We start from the raw sequence: 23,443 nt of genomic DNA on the forward strand, positions 1-23,443 counted from the left end.
CCGTCGCGCGCTCGATGCGACGCGTCATCAGGTACGCGTACGGCGACTCGCCGTAGGCCAGCCGGAACTGGCGGCTGAGGTGCCCGGCGGACATGCTCACGCCGCGGGCGAGCGGCCTCCGCAGTGCCGAGGCGCAGGGCGGTGGCGTACTTGACCATCTGGTCGTACTGCTGCTCGATCAGCTCCCAGCGGACTGGCCGCGTTAGCGAGGCACCCAGGGCCGGCCAGCCGGGCGGGGCGTCATCGGCTACATGTCGTATTTCGCCAAGTCCTCCGCCGGCACCTTCACCACGTCGGCCACGTACTCGACGGCGGCCTGCGGGAACTCCTCGATGAACTGCGGGAACCGGCCCTCCAGCTCGAAGAACTTCAGCAACAGAACGAAGCCGAGCCTGGTCGGCCCGGACTTGTTCGCTACCAGTTCCCAGTCATCGGCCACCGGCGTCCAGCACGCCACCACGTCCTCGGGGAACCACTCCCGGCGCATGAACGCTCCCGCGCCTCTGCCGACAACTCGTTCGGCCTAACGAATCGGCCGACTACGAAGAAACGGGGTCATCAGGAGGCGCCGCGGGTACTTTGCGCCGTGGGTCAGAGATAGGAGTCCGGGGCCTGATCGCCTGGCTCGTGCCCGGCCGCGACGCGGTGGACGCAGTGTCCGACCCCGATCTCGAGCGCCTCCAGGTCGAGGAGGGGAGGGTCGGCGGCGCGGGCCTCGAGATGCCCAGCGAGCGGACCGGCCCGTAGCGCAGGGCGGGCGTCCCGGGCCGGGCGGCGCGCCGCCTAGACCTCGCCCGTGAGCTCGAGCTTGTTGTAGTAGTCCGTCATCCGGTGGATCTTGCCGTCGCGGATCTCGCCGAACGTGGCGAAGTGGACCTTCAGCGGCTTGCCGGTGGCCTTCACGTCGCCCATGTCGTTCTCGAAGCGGCCGTACATGACCAGCTCGCCGGCGACGAAGGAGTCGGTCTGGAAGCTGTTGACGATCTCGAAGCGCAGCTCGGGGATGACGTCGAACATCAGCTTCGTGAACTCCGCGACCTCCTTCGGCGTCCACGTGACGCCGAGCGTCTGGTCGTGGTGCGTGCCGTCCTCGGTGTAGCACGCGGCGGCACCCTCGAAGTCCCGGCTGTTCCAGCGTTCGTACTTCTCCTCCAGCAGGTTCATCTCGCGTCTCCTCAAGAACGGTGGCCGGGGGCCTCGCCGGACGTGCGGGCCACCGCGATCGCCGCCACAGTACCTGCGGACCCTCAGGGTCCCGTGCCGGACGCGCCCCCGGTGCCCGCGCGAGCGAGGGGAACGGGTCATGAGCAGCAGGGTGCCGGTGCGGATGAGAGTCAACGTTCGTCCACGTGCGCTCGAGGTGGAGCCGCGGACGCTGGCGGCGTCGGCGGCTCGGTCCGAACAAGCGCATGCCGACGTCGCCGCCCTCCAAGCCAGCTCCGTGATGTCAATAGGTGCTCTCCAGCGAGTCGGCTCGCTGTGAGAGAGTGGAATCTCGCCCTCCCCGGCGATCCCCGGTTCAGGCTGCCTCCAGCTTCACCCCACCGCTACGACAGCGAAGCGACGGTGGTCTTCCACCCCTCCGTCCGAAACAACAGCGCCTCGTGGCGCACTGACACGGTTCTTACCGGTACCCGCAGTTGCTTGCCGTCGGCGGACTCCCACAGCACCTTCCCGGTCACGACGGGTTCGCCGGAGATGATCTGGGCCGGGTCGAGGGGCTCCGGCTCCAGGTCGGCGTCCGGAATGTGCACGGCGAAGGACGCGGGAGCCGGATCCGGAGCGGCGGCTTGATCAAGGTTCGTCATGGCGGGTCACCTTAGCCGGGTGCCCGCGCACATCGACCTCCCCGGCCGTGCGCCGTTTCAGTCACGTGCGCCTTGCCATTTCGTCGGCTGCTGGACACCAGTGCGTTGCAAACGGCGGGCAGTGTCTTTATGTGCCCGGCGCCTCGCCTCGGGCGGCCTGATGAATGTGGAAGGACGGCTGGCTGTGGCTTTGTCCGTGACGCCGGTCTTGCGGAGGGTGCCGCTACGTCAGATCGCGTGTCTGATCCCGCTGGCCCTGATCACCATCTGGGTGGTGACGCACTGGTCGGTGATCGCCGAGGGGGCGGGGAGGCTGCGCGGTGCGGACCCCGTCTGGCTGCTGATCGCGGTGGCAGTGACAGGACTGTGCTGGGTGGCGGCTTCCTGCGTACGGCAGGGGGCGATCCTCGAGCCGCTGCCCGCTGGGCGGCTGCTTGCCTCGCAGTTCGCCGCGGGCGCCGCCAATCATGTGCTGCCCGCCGGCCTCGGCGCGCATGCCGTGACGCTGCGTTTCCTGCGCAACTGCGGCATACCACTGTCCCGGGGGACGGCCTCGCTCGCCCTCTACTCCCTGGTTGAGCCGATCGCCCGCTTCGTGCTGTTGTTCGCCCTGCTGGCAGTGGTCCCCAGCGCCCTCCCACTGGACGAAATTACCCCTGACGGACGCACTGTGCTGGTCCTGCTCCTGGTGATGGCCGCGGTGCTAGCCGTGCTGGCACTGGCCCTGTTCGCCATACGCCCGCTGCGCCGCACCGTCCGCGGCTTTCTGCACACAGCACTGACCGACGCCCGCGCCTTGCACAGCCGGCCCTCCCGGGTGCTGGCGCTGTGGGGCGGCGCGCTGGCCTTTCCCGCGCTGCAGGCCTGTGTTCTGGCGTCGGTGGCGGTGGCTCTCGACGTGCCGCTGCCCGGGCTCCATGTGGCCATCGCGTACCTGGCGGCGAGCATCGCGGCAGGGATGGTGCCCACCCCGGGAGGTATCGGCTCCGTCGACGCGGCCCTGGTCCTGACGCTCGTCGCGTCAGGGGTGCCGATCACCGTGGCCACGGCCACGGTACTTGGCTTCCGGATCATCACGGTGTGGCTGCCGCTGCTTCCCGGGGCCATGGTGTTGGGGGCGCTGGTTCGGTGGAAGGTGCTCTGAATCGGGCTCGCTCCCCGAGCGGATGCACGCGGCTGCCCTGATGCTGAGGGAATGCGGCATCGAGTGAGCGGTGAGACAGCTGTGGGCAGCCGCCGGCCGGGAACGGTCGGGGTGCACATGGACGGGAGCGCAGCGGCCTCAGTCGTGTACGAGACGCTTGCTGCGATCTTCACCCCTGCGCTGCCTGGGACCGGCGCAATCACGTCCCCTCCGGACGGGCGCCCGGTGGTGTCGACCAGGTCCTTCGACGTGCGGACCAGCCGTCCTCTGAGCACTCCCGTCCCGCTGCCCGAGGTCGTCCACGCTCTCGTCTACGGCCGCCCGGACGACATCCAGCGCCTCGTCCGCGGCCTTCAGATGTACTTCGACGTGACTGACGAGGGTCACCGCGACGTCGGCTCCGGCGAGGAAGAGCACGAACTGCGGATCGGCCCGAACGGCTGACGGCGGCGGCGTGCTCCCGTGCAGCGGGATGAAGCCGGCGGACCGCCCGAAGGGGGTCCGCCGGCTCTTTTCAGCGCGTCAGTGCGTCACGGTGTCAGTGCGTCAGAAGACGCTCACCCCGTAGGCGCTCAGCGCCTCAGTTACGGGCTGGAAGAACGTGGTGCCGCCGGAGGAGCAGTTGCCGCTGCCGCCCGAGGTCAGACCGAGCGCGGTGCTGCCGGCGAAAAGGGCGCCGCCGCTGTCGCCGGGCTCGGCGCAGACGTTGGTCTGGATCAGGCCGTAGACGACGTCCCCGCCGCCGTAGTTGACGGTTGCGTTGAGGCCGGTGACGGTGCCGCCGCGGAGGCCGGTGGTGCTGCCACTGCGCTGTACGGACTGACCGACGTAGGCGTTGCCGGCACTCGTGATGTCACGGTAGGAGCCGTTGTAGAGGTAGACCCGGCCGTCCGCGGCCGAGGCGTTGGAGTGCCGGATTATGCCGTAGTCGTTGCCGGGGAAGCTGGAACCGGCGGTGGACCCCAGAACCGTGGTCTGGGCCGAGTTGGTGTACCAGGTGCTGCCGATGTTGGTGCAGTGGCCGGCGGTGAGGGCGTAGTACGTGCTCCCGCTGCGGACGTTGAAGCCGAGCGAGCAGCGTCCGCCGCCCGTGTAGATGGCCTGGCCGCCCGCGATGAGCTTGTTGAACGTCCCGGGTGTGCGCTTGATCTCAAGGGCGCCGGCCCGTGCGCCCGCGGCCTTCTTGATCTCGGCGATCTCGGCGGCCGAGACAGTGTCGTCAGCGGTGACGACGACCTTGCCCGATGCGGCGTCCGTGTACCAGGCGGTGCCGGCCACGTCCGTGTCGAGTACGGCGTCGCTCGCCTGCGCGAGCTGGGCGGTGGTGGCCCGTACGTCGGCGCCCGATTCGGCCACAGCGGTCGGGACGGCAAGCGCGGAGACGGTCAGCAGAGTTGATGCGACGGCGATCAGCCGTGCACGTCTCGCGACGCCGCCGAGGGGGGAGAACCGCTTGAAGTTCACTACATCCTCCGGTGGGGGAATCCGGGGCCCGCTGGGTGGGCGGGCCCGTCAGCGCGCGGAAGCCGGGATATGGCCATTTGTAACGGTCATGATCCTGACAACCTGCGCCGGTAGGAATCCTGGGCTCCGGTTGCATTGGCGACAAGGGCGCCTTTCAGCCGCTCTACGCGCGTCCATCGGTGACAATTGACGGACGGCGGCGCGAGGTTCGTCCCGCCGGTCGTCGTGTGCTGAGGCTGCGGTGGCCGGAGTGCCGGTGCGGGTGAGTCCTTTGGGGAAGCGGCAAAGTCTCAGTCGTTTGCTGACGCCCTGTCAACTGACTCGCGAGTCAGGCGATGGGGAGAGGTCAGCACCGTAGCTCCCGATTCCGTAGCTGGCAGAGGCCTCGCCCTTTCTGCTGCTCAGAGTCGACGAGGTCTGACGGGAGGGAGCCCTGGACCGGCGCGGCACCGGCCTTGGCTCCCGTCGGCGGCCGGCCGCCGGACTCCGTACCGCTGTGGTGGCTCCTGCACACGCGCGCCTCCGGGACGTGACCGAGGGGCGGATGGCTGGCGTCCGGCGCGGCCCCGCGTCGAGATGTGAAAGCACACAAGGCGACGGCCACCTCACCAGCACCACCTGGCGGCGGGGGGCCGCGACGCGCAGCGCTATGCGTAATTCGCCACCGTTCGTACACGCGGGCTCTGTGTCCGGTTCTGAACGGAGGCCGAAGGCGTCAGAGGGTTGATGCCAGGCCGGCGGGTCGCGACTGGAGGCGGGCGGCGCGGTCGCGGATCTGGGGGAGGAGCCCGTACAGCGCGGCGCCGGGGCACCGCGTCCAGTACCCGTCGCGGTGCCCGGAAATCGTATGGAACACGACCCGCCTTCCCTCCGGATACTTGCTGGCGTCGTTGGTGGACACCAGGACCGTGCTGCCGCGTGGATCCACCCCGTACAGGCCGAGTTTCCACGCGGAGAGTTGGGCTATCGCCTCCAGCATGGGCGCCGGCACGGTCGAGCCATTACCGAAACTGCCGATCGCCGCTACGCCGACGGTGCCGACGTTGAAGCCCAGGGTGTGTGCGCCGACGATAGGGTTGGCGATGCCCCCGGCACGTCCCTCGTAGATGGTGCCGGTCCGGTCGACGAAAAAGTTGTAGCCCACATCGTCCCAGTCCCGGTTCTCGGTGTGGTCGCCGGAGAGGTAGCGGATGAGATCGGGGACCTCTCGTCGGGTGTAGTCGTTACCGCTATTGGTGTGATGGATGAAGACCGCCTTGACCGCGGTCGCGGTGAGAGTCGGTTTGTGGCGACGCACCGGGGCGGCCTGCCAGGCCGTGCGTGGTACGACGGTCGGCTGAGCCGCGGCCCACGGGGCGGCGGGCTCGGCCCGCGGGTGGGTGGGGCGGGCGTGGCGGGCCGTCGTAGCCGGCCTGCCCGTGTCACCCGCGGCCAGTGCGGCACCGATCAGGCCTGCCGTGGCCGCCCTGCCCATGCCGCGCAGCACCATGCGCCGGTCGATGGTCATGACCATGAGCGTAAGGCGGCGCCCCTGGGTGCGCCTCCGCGGCTCGCGGCCCATCGGGTACCAGGCTGACCGGGATCGTCCTGTTCGGTGCCGCGGCCGTGCGTGGCAGGCGCAGCAGCCAGACGTAGCTGGTCGAACGTTTTACCAGCGGGACTTTCCAGGTGTGCCGCTCCTGAGCGGCGGCACCGAGCGCTCGATATGGCCGAGCTCCGCGGTGAGGCTGCTCAGCCACTGTTCGAGGTCGATCAGCATGGGCAGCGGCGGGCTGCCCGGTACCTCGGCGGGCGCGGCGGGTGCCGGTGGGGCAGAAGGTTGCGGCGGTCTGTTTCCCGCGCAGAGGGCGGCGATCCGAGCCGTGGTCAGAGCGAGCCGGTCCGCGGTCGTACGGGCCCAGGCGGCGGCGTCAGGGGTAACGGCGGCCGGGGGCAGGTCGAAGCGGGGGAGCCAGCGGGAACCGACCAGGACGTGGTTCGCGGTGATGAGCACGGCATGCCAGTCGCCATGCGCAACCGAGTGATCGCCCGGTTCGCTCCGGTACTGCGCGTACGCGGTCTCCGCGAGGCTCAGTCTGTGCAGGGTGGGGTACGTGGACGGCAGGGGCGCCGCGCCCGGCGGGGCGGCGAGCAGCGCGCCGACGGTGCCGGTGATCAGCGGCCCGTAGGAGTCCAGCAGGTCGGCCACGGTTCTTCGCACCTCGCGCCGGGCACCGGCCGGCCAGGCGAGCAGCCCGCACAGCAGTCCGATCGCGCTGCCCGTGACCACATCCACGATCCTGGCCTCGGCGAGCTGCCAGGAGGCCGGGGCGAGTTGGGCGAACGCGGCGGACACCACCAGGGTGAACAGCGCCTGCGCCCACGCGATCCCGAGCAGTGGCCCGAGCGCGAAAGCGGCCAGCATGCCGGGCGCGAGCACGGCCGCGTAGGCGACGGTGTGCCGCCCCAGGACGAGCAGCAGCGCCCCCGCCGCCACCGCGCCCGCGAGCGTGCCGACCAGCGCCGAACGTACTGCCGCCCAGGTCTCCCCCGCGGTGGTGCGGCCCAGCGTAAGTACGGCGAGGAGGACCCAGAAGCCATGGGACAGGTCCAGGGAACCGGCCACCAGCCGGGCCGCGCCCAGGCCCAGCGCGGTCCGGGCGGCGTTCTGGAACTGGACTGAGCGCAGCGTCATATTGCCGACGAGGCGCCGCCACCACAGGCGGGCGGCACTGGTGTCGGCATACCAGAAAAGCTCCCGCGGAGGGATCGGCTGGGTGCGCCTGCCGTCGAGCCCGACGCGTACGGCGGTCTCCAGCATCCTGGCCGACTCGGCCATGCCCAGGACCGCTGCCTGGCGGCGCAGTTCCGGAACAGGCGGCACGGCCTCCGGTGGGCCGGTCGCCTGCCGGATGCGCAGTGCCTGGAAGTCCCGTATCGCCTGCTCCATAGACCCGGGCAGGGCGTGCGACCGTCCCGTGCGCAGGGCTGCCGCGGTTGCGGCGCAGAGCGCCGCGATACCGCTGAGGAGATCGGCCGAAGCGGCGCCGGATTCCGCGCCTCGCCGAGTCGTGGCGGTCGGCGAGGTGTTGCCCAGCCGTGCCAACTGGTTCAGCAACGTGCGGGCCGCGACACCCGCCTGCGCCATGGCACGGTCCACGCGCCCGGCCCCGGCGGGGCGCTCGGAGGGCGGCACACGGGAGAAGCGCAGCTGGTGCCCGATCGCGCGCAGCCGGTCGGCCGAGCTGTCGACCGGGCCGTTGACCGGGCTGCTGTCCGGGCTGCTGTCCGGGCTGCCCGGCGCGCTGTCGACCGGGCCGCCGGGCGTGCCGTCGCGCGGGCCGGCGTCCGGCGCCGCGGTGCCCGCGGAAGCCGCCGCGGCCCCGGCGGCGGCCTGTCCCGCGGCCTCGACGGCGTACGCCAGGCTCTCCCTGTACGAGACGGTCGGCGCGGCAGGCAGCAGGAACACTTCGCAGGCCGCGAGCAGCAGCACGCCCAGGGTGAGGCCTGCCAGCCGCGCCCCCAGGGTGTCCGGGGCGTAGGGCGGGAAGCAGGCCAGGATGTAGAAGAGTTGCAGGCCGGGTGCCGCCCCGGCCGGGCGGGGACCCGCCACCGCCGCAAAGGCGAGCACGAATCCGACGACCAGCATCCCGAGAACCGCTGCCCAGGTCCGTACGGCCAGCGTCGTCCCCAGGGCGACCAGCACCAGGCCGGCCGGAAGCGCCCGCAGCATGACGGCGGCCCGCTGTCGCCCGGACCCGGGAATCGGCGACAGCATTCCGAGCGCCACCGGTCCGAACAGGGCGTAGATCGCCATATGGGGCTGGTTCAGCCCGTACACAAGGGGATAGAACCCGGCGCACGCGGCGAAGGTGACCCGGATCGCCCGGTGCACGATCGCCGTACGCCCCGGCTTTCGCGTATCGGGACGGTGCCGCCGGGGCGGTTCAGCGGTACGCGCGCCGGTCACTGTTGCGCCTCACGGCTGCTGCCGGGCGCCGGCGCGGCGAAGGACGGCTCTGCGCACATTGGGCACAAGGGCACATTCCTCTCAGCCGTTGCCCGTCGTCACGGGGCTGTCGGGCGTGCGTCCTCGTCCATTGTCGGCGCGCGACCGATGGCCCGCAGCCCGGTCGGTCCGGTCCTCCACCTCGGACAAGGTGCCCTCCGCGCCGGGCAGTCCGGATCGCGGGGGATGGCGGGGCGGGGCCACCATGGCTGGCGTTCGATCAGGCTGAAGACCAGCAGGTCCAGGCAGATCACCTGGATCAGGGCGGCCACGCGGTGGTTGTGCTGGACGAACACCGGGGTGACCACGAGAGGGCCCTTGAAGTCGTGGTATCGGGGCTCGACCGCGCCCTGGCCCTTGTACCGGATCAGGACGTCCGCCGGGTCGGCCTGCTCGGCTGTCAGGGGCGTGAGCAGTGCGTACCAGCCGTCGACCGCGGCCTCGGCGTCGAGCACGTCCTGGTCGAAGCGCCAGCTCAGCGACGGGACGCCGGACCCGTCCTGCACGATGTGTGCCAGCGCAGGCAGGAGACGACGCGGCGTTTCGCGGTGATCACTCCGATGCGGGCGGCGACCTTCTCACCGGTCTTGTAATGTCGGCCGCCCGCCGCGCGGGCGAGCTTGTCCAGGTCTTCGGCGGCCTTGGCCAGGCGTTTGGCGCGGGCCGCCTGCTGGCCGGCCGCATTCCCGGTGGAGTGGACCAGGATGCGCCGCACCGTCAGGACCGGGTCCCGTGTGCGAGGGCCGGTCAGGGTGTGGACGTCCTCCAGTACCCGGTAGACCTCGCGCTCACCGGTCGCCTTGCCCGCGTCCCGCTCCGGCAGCCAGTCCACGACCGCCGCCTGGTCCAGGTCGAGGGCGGCGTAGACCCCGTCCTTGATCTGCGCGGCCGGGACCGGGGCGATGAAGGGCACCTTCGCGGCCAGCAGTGCGGCGATGTTCGGGTAGGACACCAGCTTGGAATCGGCGACCATCAAGAACTCCTGCTCGCCGGCCATCGTCTGGAGGTCCTTCAGCGCCCCGACGACCTGCTGACCTCCGCCGCCGAAGACACGGGCGTGGACGGGGATACCGCCGTCGGCGGACACCGCGAGCCCGGCCTGGACCTGCTTCAGGTCCACCCGCCGGTCCTTGGGATGCCCGTACCTTCGTGCAGGCGGGCCACCAGACTGTTCATGCCGATCTTCCGCACGGTCGCTCCGGGTTCATCATGCCTTCCTAGGTTGTGCTGGCTGCAGCCGTCACCACACGGGAAACACCCGGCCCCGGAGGCCGAAGTGCTTCCGGAGACGGTCCCTGTCCGGGTGCAGCCACTCGGCCGAGCGAAGGAAATGTGCCATGCCCTCACCAACCAGTCGACGCGACTTTCTCCGCCGGTCGGCGACGACTCTGGGGGCAGCAGCCGCCGCGTCCGTGCTCCCCGGATCCATCAGCCGGGCCCTCGCCGTCGACGCGGCCGTCCGCACGGGAACCATCAAGGACGTCGAGCATGTCGTGATCCTGATGCAGGAGAACCGCGGCTTCGACCACTACTTCGGTACGATGCGCGGCGTGCGCGGCTTCGGTGACCGGTTCCCGATCCCGCTCGAGAGCGGGAAATCGGTCTGGTACCAGTCCGACGGCTCGCGCGAGATCCCGCCGTACCACCTCGACCCCGAGCGCTCCAGCGCACTCCTCGTCCCCTCGACCCCTCACTCGTTCTCCGACTCGCAGGCCGCCTGGAACCAGGGCAAACTCGGCTACTGGCCCAAGTACAAGACCGAGTACTCCATGGGGTACTACCGGCGGGACGACATCCCCTTCCAGTTCGCCCTCGCCGAGGCGTTCACGATCTGCGACGCCTACCACTGCTCCATCACCACCGGCACCGACCCCAACCGCATCACGTTCTGGGCGGGTTCCAACTTCAACCCCGAACTCGGCCGCCAGGGCATCAACGCCCAGCCCGACCAGTCCGAGCCCAACAACCTCCGATCCTGGATCAGCGGTGAATGGGTGCCCGGCGCGTGGCCGCAGACCTACAAGTACGCGAGCAACGCGTTCACCTGGGACACCATCCCCGACGTGCTTGAGCGTGAGGGCGTCAGCTGGCACATCTACCAGGACATGAACGACAACTGGACCGGCGCGATGCACGGCGGCCTGGCGTTCGAGAGCTTCCGTACCGCGCGGCCCGGGACCCCGGTGTACGAGCACGGCATGACCGGCGGCCCCGACTTCCTGGACCGGCTCCGGGAGGACGTGCTCAACGACACGCTGCCGCAGGTCTCCTGGGTGCTGACGACGAAGAGCAACTCCGAGCACCCCGGCGCGGGCTCCAGCCCTACGCACGGCGGCAACTTCACGGCTGACGTGCTGGACGCGCTGACTGCCAACCCGGAGGTGTGGAGCAAGACCGTCTTCCTGCTGACCTACGACGAGAACGACGGTCTCTTCGACCACGTGCCCGCACCGGCCGTTCCGTCCTACAACCTCGACGGCACGCTCGCCGGAAAGTCGACGGTCCCGCTGGATGGTGAGTACTTCGACGCCTCTGTCCAGACGTCGTCGTGGCTCAAGCCCCAGGACACGATCAGCGGGACGACCCGGCCGTGGGGCCTGGGCCCGCGGGTGCCGCTCTACGTCGTATCCCCGTGGAGCCGGGGCGGCTGGGTCGATTCGCAGGTGTTCGACCACACCTCGGTGGGCATGTTCCTCGAACAGCGCTTCGACGTCCGGATAAACGCCATCAGTCCGTGGCACCGCGCGGTCTCCGGGGACCTCACCTCGGCCTTCGACTTCAAGCACCCCAACGCCCAGCGGTTCCCGACACTTCCCGACCAGAGCGACTGGGCCGACTCCGACGCCCAGCAGCGCACCCTGCCGGCACCGAAGGCGCCGACGGCACCGGAGCCGCTGTTCCAGGAGCGCGGGACGCGCTACTCCCGCGCGCTGCCGTATGAACTCCACACCGACGCCTCCACCGACCACGGGGCGGGCACGGTCACCCTCCGGTTCCTCAACACCGGTCACAAGGGCGCCGTCTTCCACGTGTACGACAGGCTTCATCTCGACCGGATCCCGCGGCGTTACACCGTCGAGGCCGGGAAGCAGCTCACCGATGTGTGGGACGCCATGGCGACGGACTCGGGCGCGTACGACCTCGAGGTCCACGGTCCGGGCGGCTTCTTCCGTTCCTTCACAGGGAATACGGCCTCCACGGCCGGCCCCGAGCTCCGGGTTCGGTACGACCGTCACAGCAAGTCTGTCGTCCTCACCGTGCACAATCCCGGACCGAAGGCGGTCACGCTGCACGTCGAGCCCCACGCCTACCGCTTCACCGAGCCCCGGACGATCCATGTGCCGTCCCGCAAGGAAGTCGTGCGGCGCTGGTCGCTGAACCCGAGCGGTCACTGGTACGACTTCACCGTCACCGTGGACGGCTCGTCGCTCGAGCGCCGCTTCGCGGGCCGCGTGGAAACAGGCGGGGACGGCATCAGCGACCCGGCCATGGCAGCCCACATCCAGCCGGCGGAGAGTCCCGTAGCCGCCAACTGACACCGGCCCCGGGCGCCGCTGGGACACCACCCGGCGGCGCCCGAGCAGCTCGCAGCGCAACCGTAGAAGCGATTGGCTCGCCGAGGACGAGGCGCAGATCGGCGGGGACCTGTACGCGGCGACGCGCACGAGGGTAGGAACGCGTCTGATCATCGGGGACGTCCGGGGCAAAGGCCTGACCTCAGCGACGCCTCTGTGCTGATGGGCGCCTTCCGGGAAGCCGCCCACCGGTCCGCCACTCTTCTCGAACTCGTCGACACCCTGGAGGACAGCATCTGCAGGCACCTGGCCGAGCACGTCGAGCCCTCCTATCACCCCGAGGCAGACGACGAGTTTGGGGAGCACTTCGTCACCGTCCTGATGCTCGACATCCCCGACGAGTACCCCATGGCGCAGATGATCAACTGCGGACACCCCCCGCCCCTGTTGCTGCGCAAGGGTCGCGTGACCACCGTGCACGCTCGCCATTCCCAGCCCCCGCTGGGCATGTGTGATCTGCCGAGGACCGGCTGCACTCTCGAGGCGTTCACCTTCGAGGAGGACGACACGCTCCTGCTCTACACCGACGGCGTGATCAAGGCCAGAGATCCCGACGGGGCCTTCTACCCGCTCGCCGAACGCGTCGCGCAATGGACCCGCAGCGGTCCTGAGCACTGCTGCACCACATCCGCGACAACCTCATCGACCACGTCGGCGGGCGCCTGGGCGACGACGCAGCCATGGTGGTAATCCAGCGATCGCCGAAACTCCAGCCGGGCCACCAGCTCAGGAAGATCATCCACATCAACGGCTTCCCCCACGAGGCCGACGGAGCACCGGACGCCGGGACTACCCCGCAACCTGCTCCTGGCCAGGAATGATCACTCGGCAACCCTGGGCGAGAGCGGGTTGGAACCCGGACCGCGCATCAAGCCGCCTGGCTGTCCTGCCCCCTCTCCTCGGGCAGGACGGTCCGAAGCCGGGCGACCAGGCCGAAGAAGGAAGCCTCGTTCCCCGCCAGACCGATGGCGCGCAACGCCTCGTCGGCCTCGGCGATCGGGACGGTCAGCAGCGGAAGGGCGGGCGGTGCCTGTCGCGCGTCGGCGAGGACAGCCCGGGTGGTCTCCAGCAGCCGTACGTACGCCTGGGCCGCGGCGAGCTCAGGACCGGTCATCTCGGTTGCCTCCTTTGAAGGTGTCAGACCGTCAAGCATCTCGCGCGGCACTGACAACGGCGCTCGCGCGCCCGGCGGCGGCCGCTGAACGGGCTTAGTAGTAGCCCCTTTCGCCGTCGAGGAGCTCCCGGATGGTATCCACGTGACCCGCGTGCCGGGCGGTCTCCTCGACCATGTGGATCAACATCCACCGCAGGGTCGCGGCAGCAGAATCGAAGTCGGGATGCCTGCCCACCTCATCCAGGGAATGGGTCGCAATGATCTCGTTCGACACCGCGCACTGCCGGTCGTACTCCTCGAGGAGCTGTGCGAGGGGGATGCCTTCGACGATCATGTCGCCGTCCTCGGGCCCGTCTTCGAATTGAGGCCCCTTGGCGGGCCGGCCCAGGAAGAGGACCTCGAACCAGCAGTTCTCCACCCATCGCATGTGGGAGAGGACACCGGCCATCGTCATCCGGGGCGAGGTCGGAAGGACGGATCGGTGGGCCTCCGCGTCGGACAGCCCTTCGCACTTCCATTGGATGATCGCGCGCTGCATGTCGAGCCAGCCGACAAGCTGCGTCCGTTCGTCCGCGACGAAAGGGGGGCGAATGCGGGGAGGCGTCATGGGCGCCGACGCTACCTCGGCGGTCGTCACATCGCACGACATTTTCGTGCCGGTGAAACCCTGGTCGGCCGACATGGTTGATCGTGACGGATGCCCGCCTGTCACGGGCCCTCGTCACAGCTGTGACACCGTCAGGTGCCGTACCTGGTCAGCGGGTTGGAAACACGGACCGGCACAGTGGCCGCCTGTTCCAGGGTGTGTCCTACTCGGTGTCAGGCCCCTGCGCGCGCACCTCCTGGACATGCTGGAGGGAGTCACGCAGGTCGCTCAGCCAGGTGTCCGTATTGCGCTGCACCAAGCGGACGCACCATGCCAGTGCTTCGCTGCGGCTTCGGGCGACGCCGCCGGCGATCAGCGTGTCCAGCACCTGGCGCTCGGGCTGGCGCAGGCGCGTCATCACCGGTGCGGAGACGGTGGTGTACATGGCCCGCCTGTCACCGCACTCCACGCCCCACGAGACCTTGCGCCTGAACCGCCGCTCTGCCTCGCGCGCCACCTCGATGCGCTCCTCGCGGGTACGTTCCCTGAACTCCGATACACGTCCCTCCAGAGAGGCTTCGCGTTCCGCCTCGGTCGCCTCGGCGCCGAGGTCAGGCTCCGGGATCCGGCCGACGACAGTGATCTCCTCACGGTCCACGGTCACGTCCAGGAGCTCACTGAAGAGTCCTTCAGGTATCCGCCCGGCGAACCAGCCGCGCAGCGCCTGTTCCTGCTCGGTTGTAATCATGTAATTCAGATTAGGCAGCTGGGTCGGTGGAGGGAAGGGTGTCCGCCCACGGCGTAGCGTGGGCGGACGGCCTGGTGGCGACGGAGGTCGGACGCCTCGGACACGAGGTGCTGAACCAGCGCGGCGATGAGCCGGCCCGATCGCCGCTGGCCCCGTTGAGCGCTGCGCAGCGGAGTCCAAACGTAGGGTCGCGGCGTCGGCCCGGGGCCCCGGCGTCGGTCGACGCCTCCTCGTAGAGCTCGAAGAGCACGCCCGTCGACGGGGCGCGCACCTTGTGCGGCTCGAGACGAACAAGACCCTGGGCGAGGCCATCCCCTCTACCGTTCCGGCGGCTAGGCGGAGGTCGCCCCCTTCAACGACGAGCCCGTATGCCCACCATTGGTTCGAGAGGCGACTCGACGACGTCAACTCGGGGTTGCCGCAACACGGTCGACTCGCAGAGACACGCCCGAAAGGCTGACGGGTGATCAGTCCGCCCTGGGGCCGGTCCAGTCGGCTGCCACATGGGCGATGCGTACGCGCTGCGGATGGTCGCCCACCGCCACGGACGCGACCTTCTTGCCGGTGGCGAAGTCGATCGCGGTGACGCGGTCCGCGCCGCTCTCCGAGATGACGCAGGATGCGCCGTCCCCGCTCACGGTCGCCCAGTACGGCTTCGAGGCCGTCACCAGCGGCCCCTCCTGGAGCGTTGCCCGGTCGACGATCGTCGCGTAGTCGTCCATCGTGCCGGCGACGCACAGCTTGTCGCCCGCCGGGTTCATCGACATCCCGTGGTGGCGGGAGTCGTTGACCCAGGTGGTGCGGTCCTCGCTGGTCGCGGGGTTCTTCGGCAGCGTCTTCACCCGGGTGATCCGGTCGGAGGCGACGTCGTACTCGGCGAAGCCGTTGAAGAAGGAGACCTGGAAGTACAGCTTCGACTCGTCCGGCGTGAAGGCGACGGGCCGGACCGCGTCGGACAGGTCCTCGCGGCCGAAGGCGTCGAGGCGCCCGCGCATGTCGATGACCTTGACCTCTTTGAAGGTGGTGGCGTCGACGACGGTGATGCGGCGGTCGCCCTTCGTCCAGTCCATCGCGGGGTCGTCGAGCGCGGTGGTGACCTCGCCGATGGACATGTTCCAGAGGTACTTGCCGCCGTCGGTGAAGACGTTCTCGTGCGGTTTGTCCCCAGTCTTGAACGACCCGACCTGCTTGCCGGTCCGGATGTCGAGCACATGCACGGTGTTGGACGTGGATGCCGAGACGGCCACGCGTGTGCCGTCGGGGGAGACCGCCATATGGTCGGAGCGGTAACCCGACACGGGGAAGCGCCAGTTGATCCGGCCCGTGGCGAGGTCGATCGACACGACGTCGGCGAAGCTCGGGCGGGAGACAACCATGGCAGAGCCGTCGGGCGTGGAGTACATGTCGTCGACGAACTGGTCGTGTCCCTCGCCGGGGCCGTTGCGGACGCCGAGGAAGTAGATGAGCTTGACCGGGTTGAGGTAGATCTCCGTGAGCCGTTGGTCCTTGTCCGGAATGACGTTGATGCGGCCGATCTTGGAGAAGTCGCCTGTGGACGCGATGACGTCGGCGGTGCCGTCCCAGTTGTTGCCCACGAACATCACCTCCTTGAGGCCCAAGGCGCCGTCACGTGGGGCTGCCGCCGTCGCGGAGGCCGCGCCTGCCATGGTGAAGGCTGCGGCGAGAGCACTGAGTATGCGCAGGGACGTGCGGCGCCGGGGGACGCGCACGGGCACGATCCGCCGTGAACGCCGGCTTGTGGGCAAGGACATCGTCGTTCCTTCCGTGGGGGAGTCGGGTGCGGCTTGTGCGAAGAGCGGTGCCAGCAGCCCAATCTGAATACGCCTGCGTTCAGATTGAGCTACTGGAAAGTAACGAGAGGCGGGACACTCCACAAGGCTCACGGCACGAGAAAATGCCAGGATCGACGAGGGAGGGAGGGCCAGTGGCGGGCAGGCTCAGACAACCGACCGGCCGCTACGGGGGCAGGTCCGCCGAGGAGCGGCAGGCCGACCGGCGTCAGCGGTTCCTCGACGCCGGGCTCCAGCTCTTCGGCGACAGCCCCGGTTACCGTGCCACGACAGTGGCGGCGTTGAGCGAGGCCGCGGGACTGTCCACCCGTCAGTTCTACGAGGAGTTCCGCACCCTCGAAGACGTACTGGCCGCTCTGCACCTGCAGGTCAACGACTGGGCGGAGGAAGCCGCCCTGACCGCGCTCGCAGCTGCCGACGGTCTGCCGATCGCGGAACGCGCCACGGCGACCTTCCGTGCCTACGCCGCCAACGTCACCGGCGACCCGCGTCGTATCCGCATCACCTTCGTCGAGATCATCGGTGTCGGTCCGCGGCTGGAGGAGCAGCGCCTGGCCCGGCGCTCCCGGTGGGTGGACCTCATCTGCGCCGAGGCGGCAGCGGCGGTCGAGCGAGGCGAGGCTGCGCCTCGTGACTATCGCGTCGCCGCGGCGGCCTTCATCGGAAGCGTGAACGGTCTCCTGCACGACTGGAGGGCCGGCTGGGTGGACGCGACGCTCAATCAGCTCGTCGACGAGCTCGTGCAGTTGCTTCTGGGCATCCTGCGCCCGGTCGACCGGCGGCCGCCCGGCGCATAGCCCGCCCCGGCGACGCGCAACTCGCCTTCAGCTCAACGGAGCGGCCTTCCAGGCAAGTCGCCGGCCCGCGCGATGGCGGAAGACGTGGCGGTACGTCTGCGGGGCACCGTTGTGATCTGCCGGAAGTGGTGCCGCAGATTGGCCGCCGTGCCGAAGCCCGCCCGCCCGGCGATGAGCTCCACCATCGTCGGTGGTTTTCCAGCAACTCCTGTGCCAGCCATACCCGTTGCTGGAACCATTGCGGCGGAGTGGTGCCCAGGGGGGCGCGGAACCGACGGGCGAAGGTGCGCTCGCTCAGGCGCGCTCGGTCCCGCCGGCCCGGGACAGCAGGTGAGGGGCGTATGCCCGGATCTCGCCAAAGAGCCGGATTCTGGTGCAGTGGACCGTCCTTCGCGGTCGACGGCGTCAGGGCGGTCCCCGCGAATCGGTCCACTCCTGGAACTTCTCGGCTGTCCAGGCTAGTTGGCCGACTGACGAGTCGGTCAGCCCGTAGACCAGTGTCTGTGGCCGGGTGGACTGGATGTCGGCGTAACCCTGGCTGTCGCGGCGCCCCACTGCCGACTCCGTTCCCACGAGGCCAGTGTGTCGCCCGCGCTCCGCCGGGCTGAGCGCAGCCAGTTCGTCGGAGTCCGGCTCCTCGGCCGCGGCCGAGCCGGGCAGCAGGTTCAGGTGCACGCCGATGACCTGGTCGGGGCAGACGCGGCCGAACTCGCGGGAGACGGCCGCCCACCGCCCAACCCTGCGGCCCTCACTTGAGAGCTGCGCGGCGATCAGCAACCTCCCGGCGAGGTCGACGACTTCGGTCCTCGGGCCGATCGGATCGTACACCTCGTCTTGCTCGGCGGCGGTGATCCAGTCGGCGCTGACGGCGACGGCGGTGGCGCCTCACCGCACCCCGGTACCGCGACCGGAAGACCGACCCATTCACCACTTGGACCCAGGCCATAGGCCTGCCCACAGCACCCTGACCACCACACCGTGACCTGCGCGAACCGTGCCCTGACGCACCCTCACGCGGCCACGCGGCAGACAAGTTGACTACGCCGCCGCCATGCGTTCGTAACTTTACGTTACATCTTCTTAGCAGCTCAAAGCTTGACTCCCCAGCTTGGGCGGAACGACAGTTTGGTGCCTCCTAACGGCACATCGTGCCGTGATGCGGCACACGCTGCCCTCGATTCAGATGCGACGCCGCCGGCGAAGAAGTCGCAGTAACCCGTTCCTTTCCCGCTGACCCACAAGCGATGCCCCCCATGGAGGTTTGAATGCACAGGTTCAGGTCCACCCCGACGGGATCGCGGCTGGTGATGCCAGGCCTGACAGCATTGGTCTTGGTGACCTCTCTCTCGGCCTGTGGTTCTGGGAGTTCCGTAACGGCATCGTCGGACGGAACGACGCGTGTCAGCCTCGTCGAGGCAGTGCACAACCTCGGCTACATCAACCTGTACGTCGCGCAGCACAAGGGCTTTTTCAAGCAACAGGGAATCGACTTGCGCCTCAGCGCGGCCGGTGGCGATTCCCAGGCATTCGCCGCTGTCCTCGGCGGCTCGGCGCAGTTCGCGTTGGGTGACGCCACGATGGCCGAGATCTCCCGCGAGAAGCACGGCGACGGCGTGGTCCTGGGGGAGTTGGTGTCGCGGGCGCAGTTTTTCGCGGTGTCGAAGAACATCAGCACGCCGTTTGACAATCCCGCGCAGTTCAAAGGCCATACCTTCGTCACCAATCCGCCTCCGAACACCAACTACAACGTGCTGACGAACAGCTTGAAGCAGGCTGGGCTGGACCCGGCGAAGGATGTCAAGATCACGACCGTGGCCCCCGGCACAGAGCTCGGGCCCGTACTGGCCGGACAAGCCGATGTTGTCGTTGCCCAGGAGCCCAACGTGGACACGGCCGTCGTCCAGAACGGCGCTCACGTTCTGTACAGCTGGTCCGACGCCATCGGTGAGTTCACCAACACCGGTCTGCAGGCGAGGTCCAGCTACGTGAAGGCCAACCCCACCGTGGTGCAGAAGGTGGTCAACGCACTGCAGATGGGCGCCGAGTACACCTACGCCCACCCGGATGCCGCCAAAGCGATCGCACGCGCGGAATTCCCCTCACTGCCGGCGAAAGTCATCGACGCAGCTATCCAGCGCGAGCTCGACAACGGCATCCCGTCCAAGACGCTGGTGGTACCACAGGCCGGTTGGAACAAGCTGATGGACCTAGGCCGGAAGCTGGGCAACTGCTCCTGCGACATCAGCTTCGGCGAGATCGTCGATAACTCCTTTGCCCAGAAGGCCGCTGCCGACGTGCACGTGAACTGAGGGAGACCCCGCATGAGTGAAGTTGGCACACATGTCGCGGCTGGAACGCCCACCACCCAACGCGCCGCCGTCGAATCCGCCGACGTCGTCGTGGCACTGGAGCACGTCACGGTGCGGTTCGGGAGCTACACAGCTCTGCAGGACGTCTCGTTCGAGGTTTCGACGGGAAGTTTTGTGTCGATCGTCGGCCCCAGCGGCTGCGGAAAGTCGACGTTGCTCAACCTCGTCTCCGGGTTGAGCACGCCCGCTGCCGGCTCGGTCCGCAACACGATTCTGGAGCGGGGCCGGCGGATGGGTTACATGTTTCAACGGGACCTCCTGCTGGACTGGCGAAATGTCGTCCAGAACGTCGCACTGGGTCTGGAGGCCCAGGGGCAGCCGCGTCGGGCCGCACGCCAGAAGGCGCGCGACCTGCTACCCGCGTACGGGCTGGAGGGGTTCGAATCCCTCTACCCCTGCCAACTGTCCGGCGGCATGCGCCAGCGCGCCGCGTTCGCGCGCACCATGAGCACCGATCCGCCGCTGCTGCTGCTCGACGAGCCGTTCTCCTCCCTGGACTACCAGACCAAACTCAAACTCGAAGCGGAACTTCTCGCGCCGTTTCGCCGCTCGGGCGGGACCGCGATCATGGTCACCCACGACATCGACGAGGCCGTCGCAGTCTCCGATGTGGTCCTGGTGATGACCGGTCGGCCAGGGCGGGTCGCAGCCATCCACGAGGTGCCCTTCGCCGCATCGGGACTCGCGCCGTTCGAGGTCCGCGATGCCGAGGGCTTTGGGCACTACGTCCGCGACATCTGGCGGGAGATCGAGTCGTGAGGACTGCCGCTGCTGCGCAGCCGCTCGCTCGTAGAAGGGACTTGTCGTGAGTACTGAGCAGGAGTTGTCCCGGCCGGCTATGGCCGAGCCGCCGGCCATGGGCACGGCGCCGAAACCCTCTGGGCCCAGGATGGACTCGGCCGGCCGGCGGCACCGTTCCCTGGCGGTGGCCATCGTGTTGGATGTGGTCCTCGTCGCGATCGGTCTCGCCGCGTGGCAGTACGCGGTGGACAACGGATCGGACGCCGGTCTGCTCTACGGCAGTCCTAAGGCGATTGCCCAGGTGCTGCTGTCGAGCCTGCAATCGGGGGAGTTGATCACCAACACCCTGACCACCGCGATGGAGGCCGTACTGGGCTTTGTCATCGGCAATCTCATCGGCGCGACTGTCGGCGTGGCTCTGTGGTACTCGCGGCTGGTGGAGCAGATGCTGCGGCCGGTCATCGCCTTCCTTGGTGCCACGCCGATCGCGGCCCTGGCCCCGATCATCATCGTCTGGGTGGGCACCGGCACCACCTCAAAGGTGGTGATGTCCGCATCCTCAGTGGTGGTTACGGCGCTGGTGCTGGCCTTCGACGGCGCCCGGGGCACGGACCCGCTGCAGATCCGGTTGCTGCGCTCGCTCGGCTCTCCCACCTCGAGGATCTTCCGCCTGCTCGTGCTGCCCTCCTCAGTGGTGCATATCTGCGGTGGGCTGCGGCTGACAGCAGGCCTTGCCCTGATCGGTGCGATCATCGGCGAGTTCATCTCCTCCAGCGCGGGGCTCGGTCACGCGATCCTCATCGCCGGCAACCTCTACGACGTGTCCACGGTGCTGGCGAACCTCCTCGTAGTCGGGACGATGTCACTGCTTCTACTGGGTGCCATCAGCCGAGTGGAACGCTGGATCCTGCGTTGGCGATTTCTGGCACTATCCGCTTGACCGGGCTGATGCCTACGGCCACCGCCCGGTCCAGAGGCGTCGAAAGGACTGCATATGAGCCTCATCACTGAGCACCTACTGCGAATCGCCGAACAGGATCTCCGCTTCCGTGCCTTCGCCTGCGTAGGCAGCAGCGACGCGTCGGCATCTGACTCACCGGACCAGATTCCGCTCGGAGTGAAGGACCTGTTCGACGTGGCAGGCCTTCCGACCGCGTTCGGCACGGTTGCCCTGCCGGCCCGAAAGGCAACCCGAACCGCACCCGCGGTGGCCGCGTTGCAGCAATGGCAAGCGGTCGTAGTGGGCAAGACCGTCACCTCCGAATTCGCCTACTTCGGCCCGAACATGACCAGGAATCCGTGGAACTTGGCCCACAGCCCAGGAGGGTCCTCAACCGGCTCGGCCGCGGCAGTGGCCGCGGGTGAGGTGCCACTGGCCATCGGCAGTCAGACCAACGGCTCGGTGATTCGGCCCGCGTCCTACTGCGGTGTCGTGGGTGTCAAACCCAGCTACGGCACCATTCCCGTAGCTGGGATGCTCGGCTTCGCCCCGTCTTTCGACACTGTGGGCAGCTTCGCCCGCTCGGTTCAGCTCGCCGGGGTCGCCACGGACGTCATGGCCGGCGGGCAGTTGGGCTACCGGAAGGTGGCCGCGCAGCCCCCGCCAAGCCTGCGTGGTGTACGGATCGGCGTGGTGCGCACCAGCGACTGGTCGAGGGTGACCGAACCCATGCAAACCCTGCTGACCAGCACCGTAGATCTATTGGCCGACCAGGGCGCGAAGACCGAAGAGGTGGTCACCGCACTGTGCGACGAGGAAGCGCTGGTGGTGTACAAGACCATCTTCGAGTTCGAGGGCCATCAGAGCCTGCAAGGGCTCGGACTGCAACGGCTCGATCTGCTCGGGGACCACATCGCCGGGTTCCTTCGGGATGCGGCCCGAGTCAGCGCCACGGAATACGGATCGGCGCTGCGCCGGCGTGGCGAGCTGCTGGCACGGTTCGATGCGCAGTTCGCCGAGCTGGATGCGTTGATCACGGTTCCGGCGGCGGGTGAAGCACCGCTCGCCGGCGACAACGGAGACCCCCGGTTCTGCACCCGGTGGAGCCTGGCCGGGGTCCCAACGGTCTGTTTGCCCGCCGGTCTCGGCCCGACCGGCCTGCCGATGGGCGTCCAGCTGGTCGGCCCCCGAGGGGCGGATGCCGCGCTTCTGCGACTGGCTGCCGGCGTCGAGGAACTGCTCGGCTTTTCGGAACACTACGGACGGCTCGATGCCCAACTCGGTGTCCCGGCACGATGAGCGGTCCTTGGGTGACAGACCCGACACAATCTTCCAGGAGAGACAGCACACGATGGAAATCATCGAATTCACGCCGCAATTCGAACAGTACGGGTGGACCTTCGGCGGCACTGCGCCTATTCGGCGGGTGATGCCTGGCACGGTGCTGCAACTGTGGACCGACGATGCGTTCGCCGGTCGGCTCCGTCGGCCGCAGGACCGCCCTTCCCAACTGCTGGATATTCGGTACACCAACCCGCAGACAGGGCCGTTCTACGTGGAAGGCGCCGAGGTGGGCGACACGCTCGCGTTGCACTTCGTGTCCATCGAACCAGCCCGGGACTGGGGAGTGTCCACCACGTTGCCGCTGTTCGGCGCGCTCACCGGGACGGACCGCACCGCCACGCTGCAGGAGCCGCTGCCCGAGCTCACCTGGGTCTACGAGATCAACAGGGACAAGAAGATCGTGACGTTCCAAGCCCTGGAAACCGAGCACCGGATTGATCTGCCGCTGGAACCGATGCTCGGCACCGTAGGGTTGGCGCCTGCGCTGAAGGAGGTCAGGACGACGGCCGTGCCGGACTATTTCGGCGGGAACATGGACACCCCCGAAATGCGGGCCGGGTCGACCTGCTATCTCGGGGTGAACGTCGAGGGCGCGCTGTTCTCCATCGGCGACGGGCATGCCCGCCAAGGCGAGGGCGAAACCTGTGGGGTCGCCGTCGAAACGGCGATGGACGTGACACTCATCGTGGAGTTGATCAAGGGAGGAGCCCCGGCCTGGCCGCGGATCGAGGATGACGAGCATCTGATGGTGGTCGGTTCCGGCCGGCCGCTGGACGACGCGTGGCGCGTCGGCCAAGTCGACATGATCGGCTGGCTGCAGGAGCTGCTCGGCATGGCGAAGATGGACGCGTACCAACTGCTCACCCAGATCAGCAAGTCGCCCATCGCGAACATGGTGGATCCGAATTTCTCCGCCGTGGTCAAGGTCGCCAAGAACGTGTTGCCACGCGTCCAGGCCTACGGCGGCATGCACGCCCATCTGCGAGAGCTTTCCGGCTCACTGCACTGAGGCGT

Annotated in this window: 23 protein-coding genes and 3 pseudogenes; 11 read left to right on the forward strand and 15 right to left on the reverse strand. The window is 68.6% G+C overall.

Translation table 11 applies throughout. The features are described 5' to 3' along the window. From ACWDO5_RS10940 to ACWDO5_RS10960, 5 genes and pseudogenes are all read right to left on the reverse strand, one after another. Positions 1-112: pseudogene (locus ACWDO5_RS10940) on the reverse strand (AraC family transcriptional regulator); the annotation flags it as partial. 4 nt (positions 113-116) lie between these two features. Further along, positions 117-218 (reverse strand): annotated as a pseudogene (locus ACWDO5_RS10945) (Tn3 family transposase); the annotation flags it as partial. A gap of 29 nt (positions 219-247) precedes the next feature. Further along, positions 248-487 carry a DUF4158 domain-containing protein gene (locus ACWDO5_RS10950; RefSeq protein WP_450530013.1) on the reverse strand — a complete coding sequence of 80 codons (240 nt, stop codon included), beginning with the start codon at positions 485-487 and terminating at the stop codon, positions 248-250. Between the two features lie 296 nt (positions 488-783). After that, positions 784-1,164, reverse strand: a complete 381-nt coding sequence (locus ACWDO5_RS10955; RefSeq protein ID WP_450530014.1) for a nuclear transport factor 2 family protein — start codon at positions 1,162-1,164, stop codon at positions 784-786. 470 nt (positions 1,165-1,634) lie between these two features. Then, positions 1,635-1,808, reverse strand: a pseudogene (locus ACWDO5_RS10960) (cupin domain-containing protein); the annotation flags it as partial. Between the two features lie 184 nt (positions 1,809-1,992). Between ACWDO5_RS10960 and ACWDO5_RS10965 the strand changes: the two are divergent. Further along, on the forward strand, positions 1,993-2,952 hold the full coding sequence (locus tag ACWDO5_RS10965; protein WP_450530015.1) for a lysylphosphatidylglycerol synthase transmembrane domain-containing protein: 960 nt from the start codon (positions 1,993-1,995) through the stop codon (positions 2,950-2,952). Between the two features lie 63 nt (positions 2,953-3,015). After that, positions 3,016-3,396 (forward strand): hypothetical protein, encoded by a 381-nt coding sequence (locus tag ACWDO5_RS10970; protein ID WP_450530016.1) that lies wholly within the window; start codon positions 3,016-3,018, stop codon positions 3,394-3,396. A 102-nt stretch (positions 3,397-3,498) separates the two neighbouring features. Here the strand turns inward: ACWDO5_RS10970 and ACWDO5_RS10975 are convergent, their stop codons facing one another. From ACWDO5_RS10975 to ACWDO5_RS10995, 5 genes are all read right to left on the reverse strand, one after another. Further along, positions 3,499-4,416, reverse strand: a complete 918-nt coding sequence (locus ACWDO5_RS10975) for a S1 family peptidase (RefSeq protein ID WP_450530017.1) — start codon at positions 4,414-4,416, stop codon at positions 3,499-3,501. A gap of 715 nt (positions 4,417-5,131) precedes the next feature. Further along, a complete protein-coding gene (locus ACWDO5_RS10980; RefSeq protein ID WP_450530018.1) occupies positions 5,132-5,923 on the reverse strand; it encodes a peptidoglycan recognition protein family protein in 792 nt (263 codons plus the stop codon). Between the two features lie 141 nt (positions 5,924-6,064). Beyond that, on the reverse strand, positions 6,065-8,365 hold the full coding sequence (locus ACWDO5_RS10985) for an FUSC family protein (protein WP_450530019.1): 2,301 nt from the start codon (positions 8,363-8,365) through the stop codon (positions 6,065-6,067). Positions 8,366-8,463: 98 nt separating this feature from the next. After that, positions 8,464-8,910, reverse strand: a complete 447-nt coding sequence (locus ACWDO5_RS10990; RefSeq protein WP_450530020.1) for a hypothetical protein — start codon at positions 8,908-8,910, stop codon at positions 8,464-8,466. After that, the gene (locus ACWDO5_RS10995) at positions 8,880-9,524 is read right to left on the reverse strand and encodes a hypothetical protein (protein WP_450530021.1); all 645 of its coding nucleotides are present in this window, start codon (positions 9,522-9,524) and stop codon (positions 8,880-8,882) included. The genes ACWDO5_RS10990 and ACWDO5_RS10995 overlap by 31 nt, the downstream gene beginning before the upstream one ends. Before the next feature lie 217 nt (positions 9,525-9,741). Here ACWDO5_RS10995 and ACWDO5_RS11000 point away from each other — a divergent pair, with 217 nt between their 5' ends. After that, entirely contained in the window at positions 9,742-11,940 is a 2,199-nt protein-coding gene (locus ACWDO5_RS11000; RefSeq protein WP_450530022.1) for a phosphocholine-specific phospholipase C, read from the forward strand. A 201-nt stretch (positions 11,941-12,141) separates the two neighbouring features. Beyond that, complete coding sequence (locus tag ACWDO5_RS11005) at positions 12,142-12,669, forward strand: PP2C family protein-serine/threonine phosphatase (RefSeq protein ID WP_450530023.1); 528 nt, start codon at positions 12,142-12,144, stop codon at positions 12,667-12,669. Between the two features lie 178 nt (positions 12,670-12,847). Here ACWDO5_RS11005 and ACWDO5_RS11010 read toward each other — a convergent pair whose 3' ends face one another. The 3 genes from ACWDO5_RS11010 to ACWDO5_RS11020 all read right to left on the reverse strand — a co-directional run bounded on the left by ACWDO5_RS11010 (position 12,848) and on the right by ACWDO5_RS11020 (position 14,427). Beyond that, positions 12,848-13,093 carry a hypothetical protein gene (locus tag ACWDO5_RS11010; RefSeq protein WP_450530024.1) on the reverse strand — a complete coding sequence of 82 codons (246 nt, stop codon included), beginning with the start codon at positions 13,091-13,093 and terminating at the stop codon, positions 12,848-12,850. 94 nt (positions 13,094-13,187) lie between these two features. Beyond that, the gene (locus ACWDO5_RS11015; protein ID WP_450530064.1) at positions 13,188-13,700 is read right to left on the reverse strand and encodes a DinB family protein; all 513 of its coding nucleotides are present in this window, start codon (positions 13,698-13,700) and stop codon (positions 13,188-13,190) included. 202 nt (positions 13,701-13,902) lie between these two features. Further along, positions 13,903-14,427 (reverse strand): hypothetical protein, encoded by a 525-nt coding sequence (locus ACWDO5_RS11020; protein WP_450530025.1) that lies wholly within the window; start codon positions 14,425-14,427, stop codon positions 13,903-13,905. A 139-nt stretch (positions 14,428-14,566) separates the two neighbouring features. On the opposite strand from ACWDO5_RS11020, the gene ACWDO5_RS11025 reads away from it, so the two are divergent. Then, on the forward strand, positions 14,567-14,887 hold the full coding sequence (locus tag ACWDO5_RS11025) for a GNAT family N-acetyltransferase (protein WP_450530065.1): 321 nt from the start codon (positions 14,567-14,569) through the stop codon (positions 14,885-14,887). 7 nt (positions 14,888-14,894) lie between these two features. Here ACWDO5_RS11025 and ACWDO5_RS11030 read toward each other — a convergent pair whose 3' ends face one another. Then, entirely contained in the window at positions 14,895-16,094 is a 1,200-nt protein-coding gene (locus tag ACWDO5_RS11030; protein ID WP_450530066.1) for a YncE family protein, read from the reverse strand. A 278-nt stretch (positions 16,095-16,372) separates the two neighbouring features. Between ACWDO5_RS11030 and ACWDO5_RS11035 the strand changes: the two genes are divergently transcribed. Then, a complete protein-coding gene (locus ACWDO5_RS11035; protein WP_450530026.1) occupies positions 16,373-17,035 on the forward strand; it encodes a TetR/AcrR family transcriptional regulator in 663 nt (220 codons plus the stop codon). A gap of 405 nt (positions 17,036-17,440) precedes the next feature. On the opposite strand, the gene ACWDO5_RS11040 is transcribed toward ACWDO5_RS11035, so the two are convergent. Continuing rightward, a complete protein-coding gene (locus tag ACWDO5_RS11040; protein WP_450530027.1) occupies positions 17,441-17,863 on the reverse strand; it encodes a hypothetical protein in 423 nt (140 codons plus the stop codon). Positions 17,864-18,369: 506 nt separating this feature from the next. Here ACWDO5_RS11040 and ACWDO5_RS11045 point away from each other — a divergent pair. The 5 genes from ACWDO5_RS11045 to ACWDO5_RS11065 all read left to right on the forward strand — a co-directional run bounded on the left by ACWDO5_RS11045 (position 18,370) and on the right by ACWDO5_RS11065 (position 23,438). Continuing rightward, positions 18,370-19,344, forward strand: coding sequence for an ABC transporter substrate-binding protein (locus ACWDO5_RS11045; protein ID WP_450530028.1), 975 nt, complete (start codon positions 18,370-18,372; stop codon positions 19,342-19,344). A gap of 12 nt (positions 19,345-19,356) precedes the next feature. Continuing rightward, positions 19,357-20,163: an ABC transporter ATP-binding protein gene (locus ACWDO5_RS11050; RefSeq protein ID WP_450530029.1), complete on the forward strand. Its 807-nt coding sequence runs from the start codon at positions 19,357-19,359 to the stop codon at positions 20,161-20,163. Positions 20,164-20,242: 79 nt separating this feature from the next. Further along, positions 20,243-21,085, forward strand: a complete 843-nt coding sequence (locus ACWDO5_RS11055; protein WP_450530030.1) for an ABC transporter permease — start codon at positions 20,243-20,245, stop codon at positions 21,083-21,085. A gap of 177 nt (positions 21,086-21,262) precedes the next feature. Next, complete coding sequence (locus ACWDO5_RS11060) at positions 21,263-22,384, forward strand: amidase (protein ID WP_450530031.1); 1,122 nt, start codon at positions 21,263-21,265, stop codon at positions 22,382-22,384. Positions 22,385-22,436: 52 nt separating this feature from the next. Continuing rightward, positions 22,437-23,438 (forward strand): acetamidase/formamidase family protein, encoded by a 1,002-nt coding sequence (locus ACWDO5_RS11065; protein WP_450530032.1) that lies wholly within the window; start codon positions 22,437-22,439, stop codon positions 23,436-23,438. Positions 23,439-23,443 lie beyond the last annotated feature (5 nt).

The sequence above is a fragment of the Streptomyces sp. NPDC000880 genome, assembly GCF_053599675.1.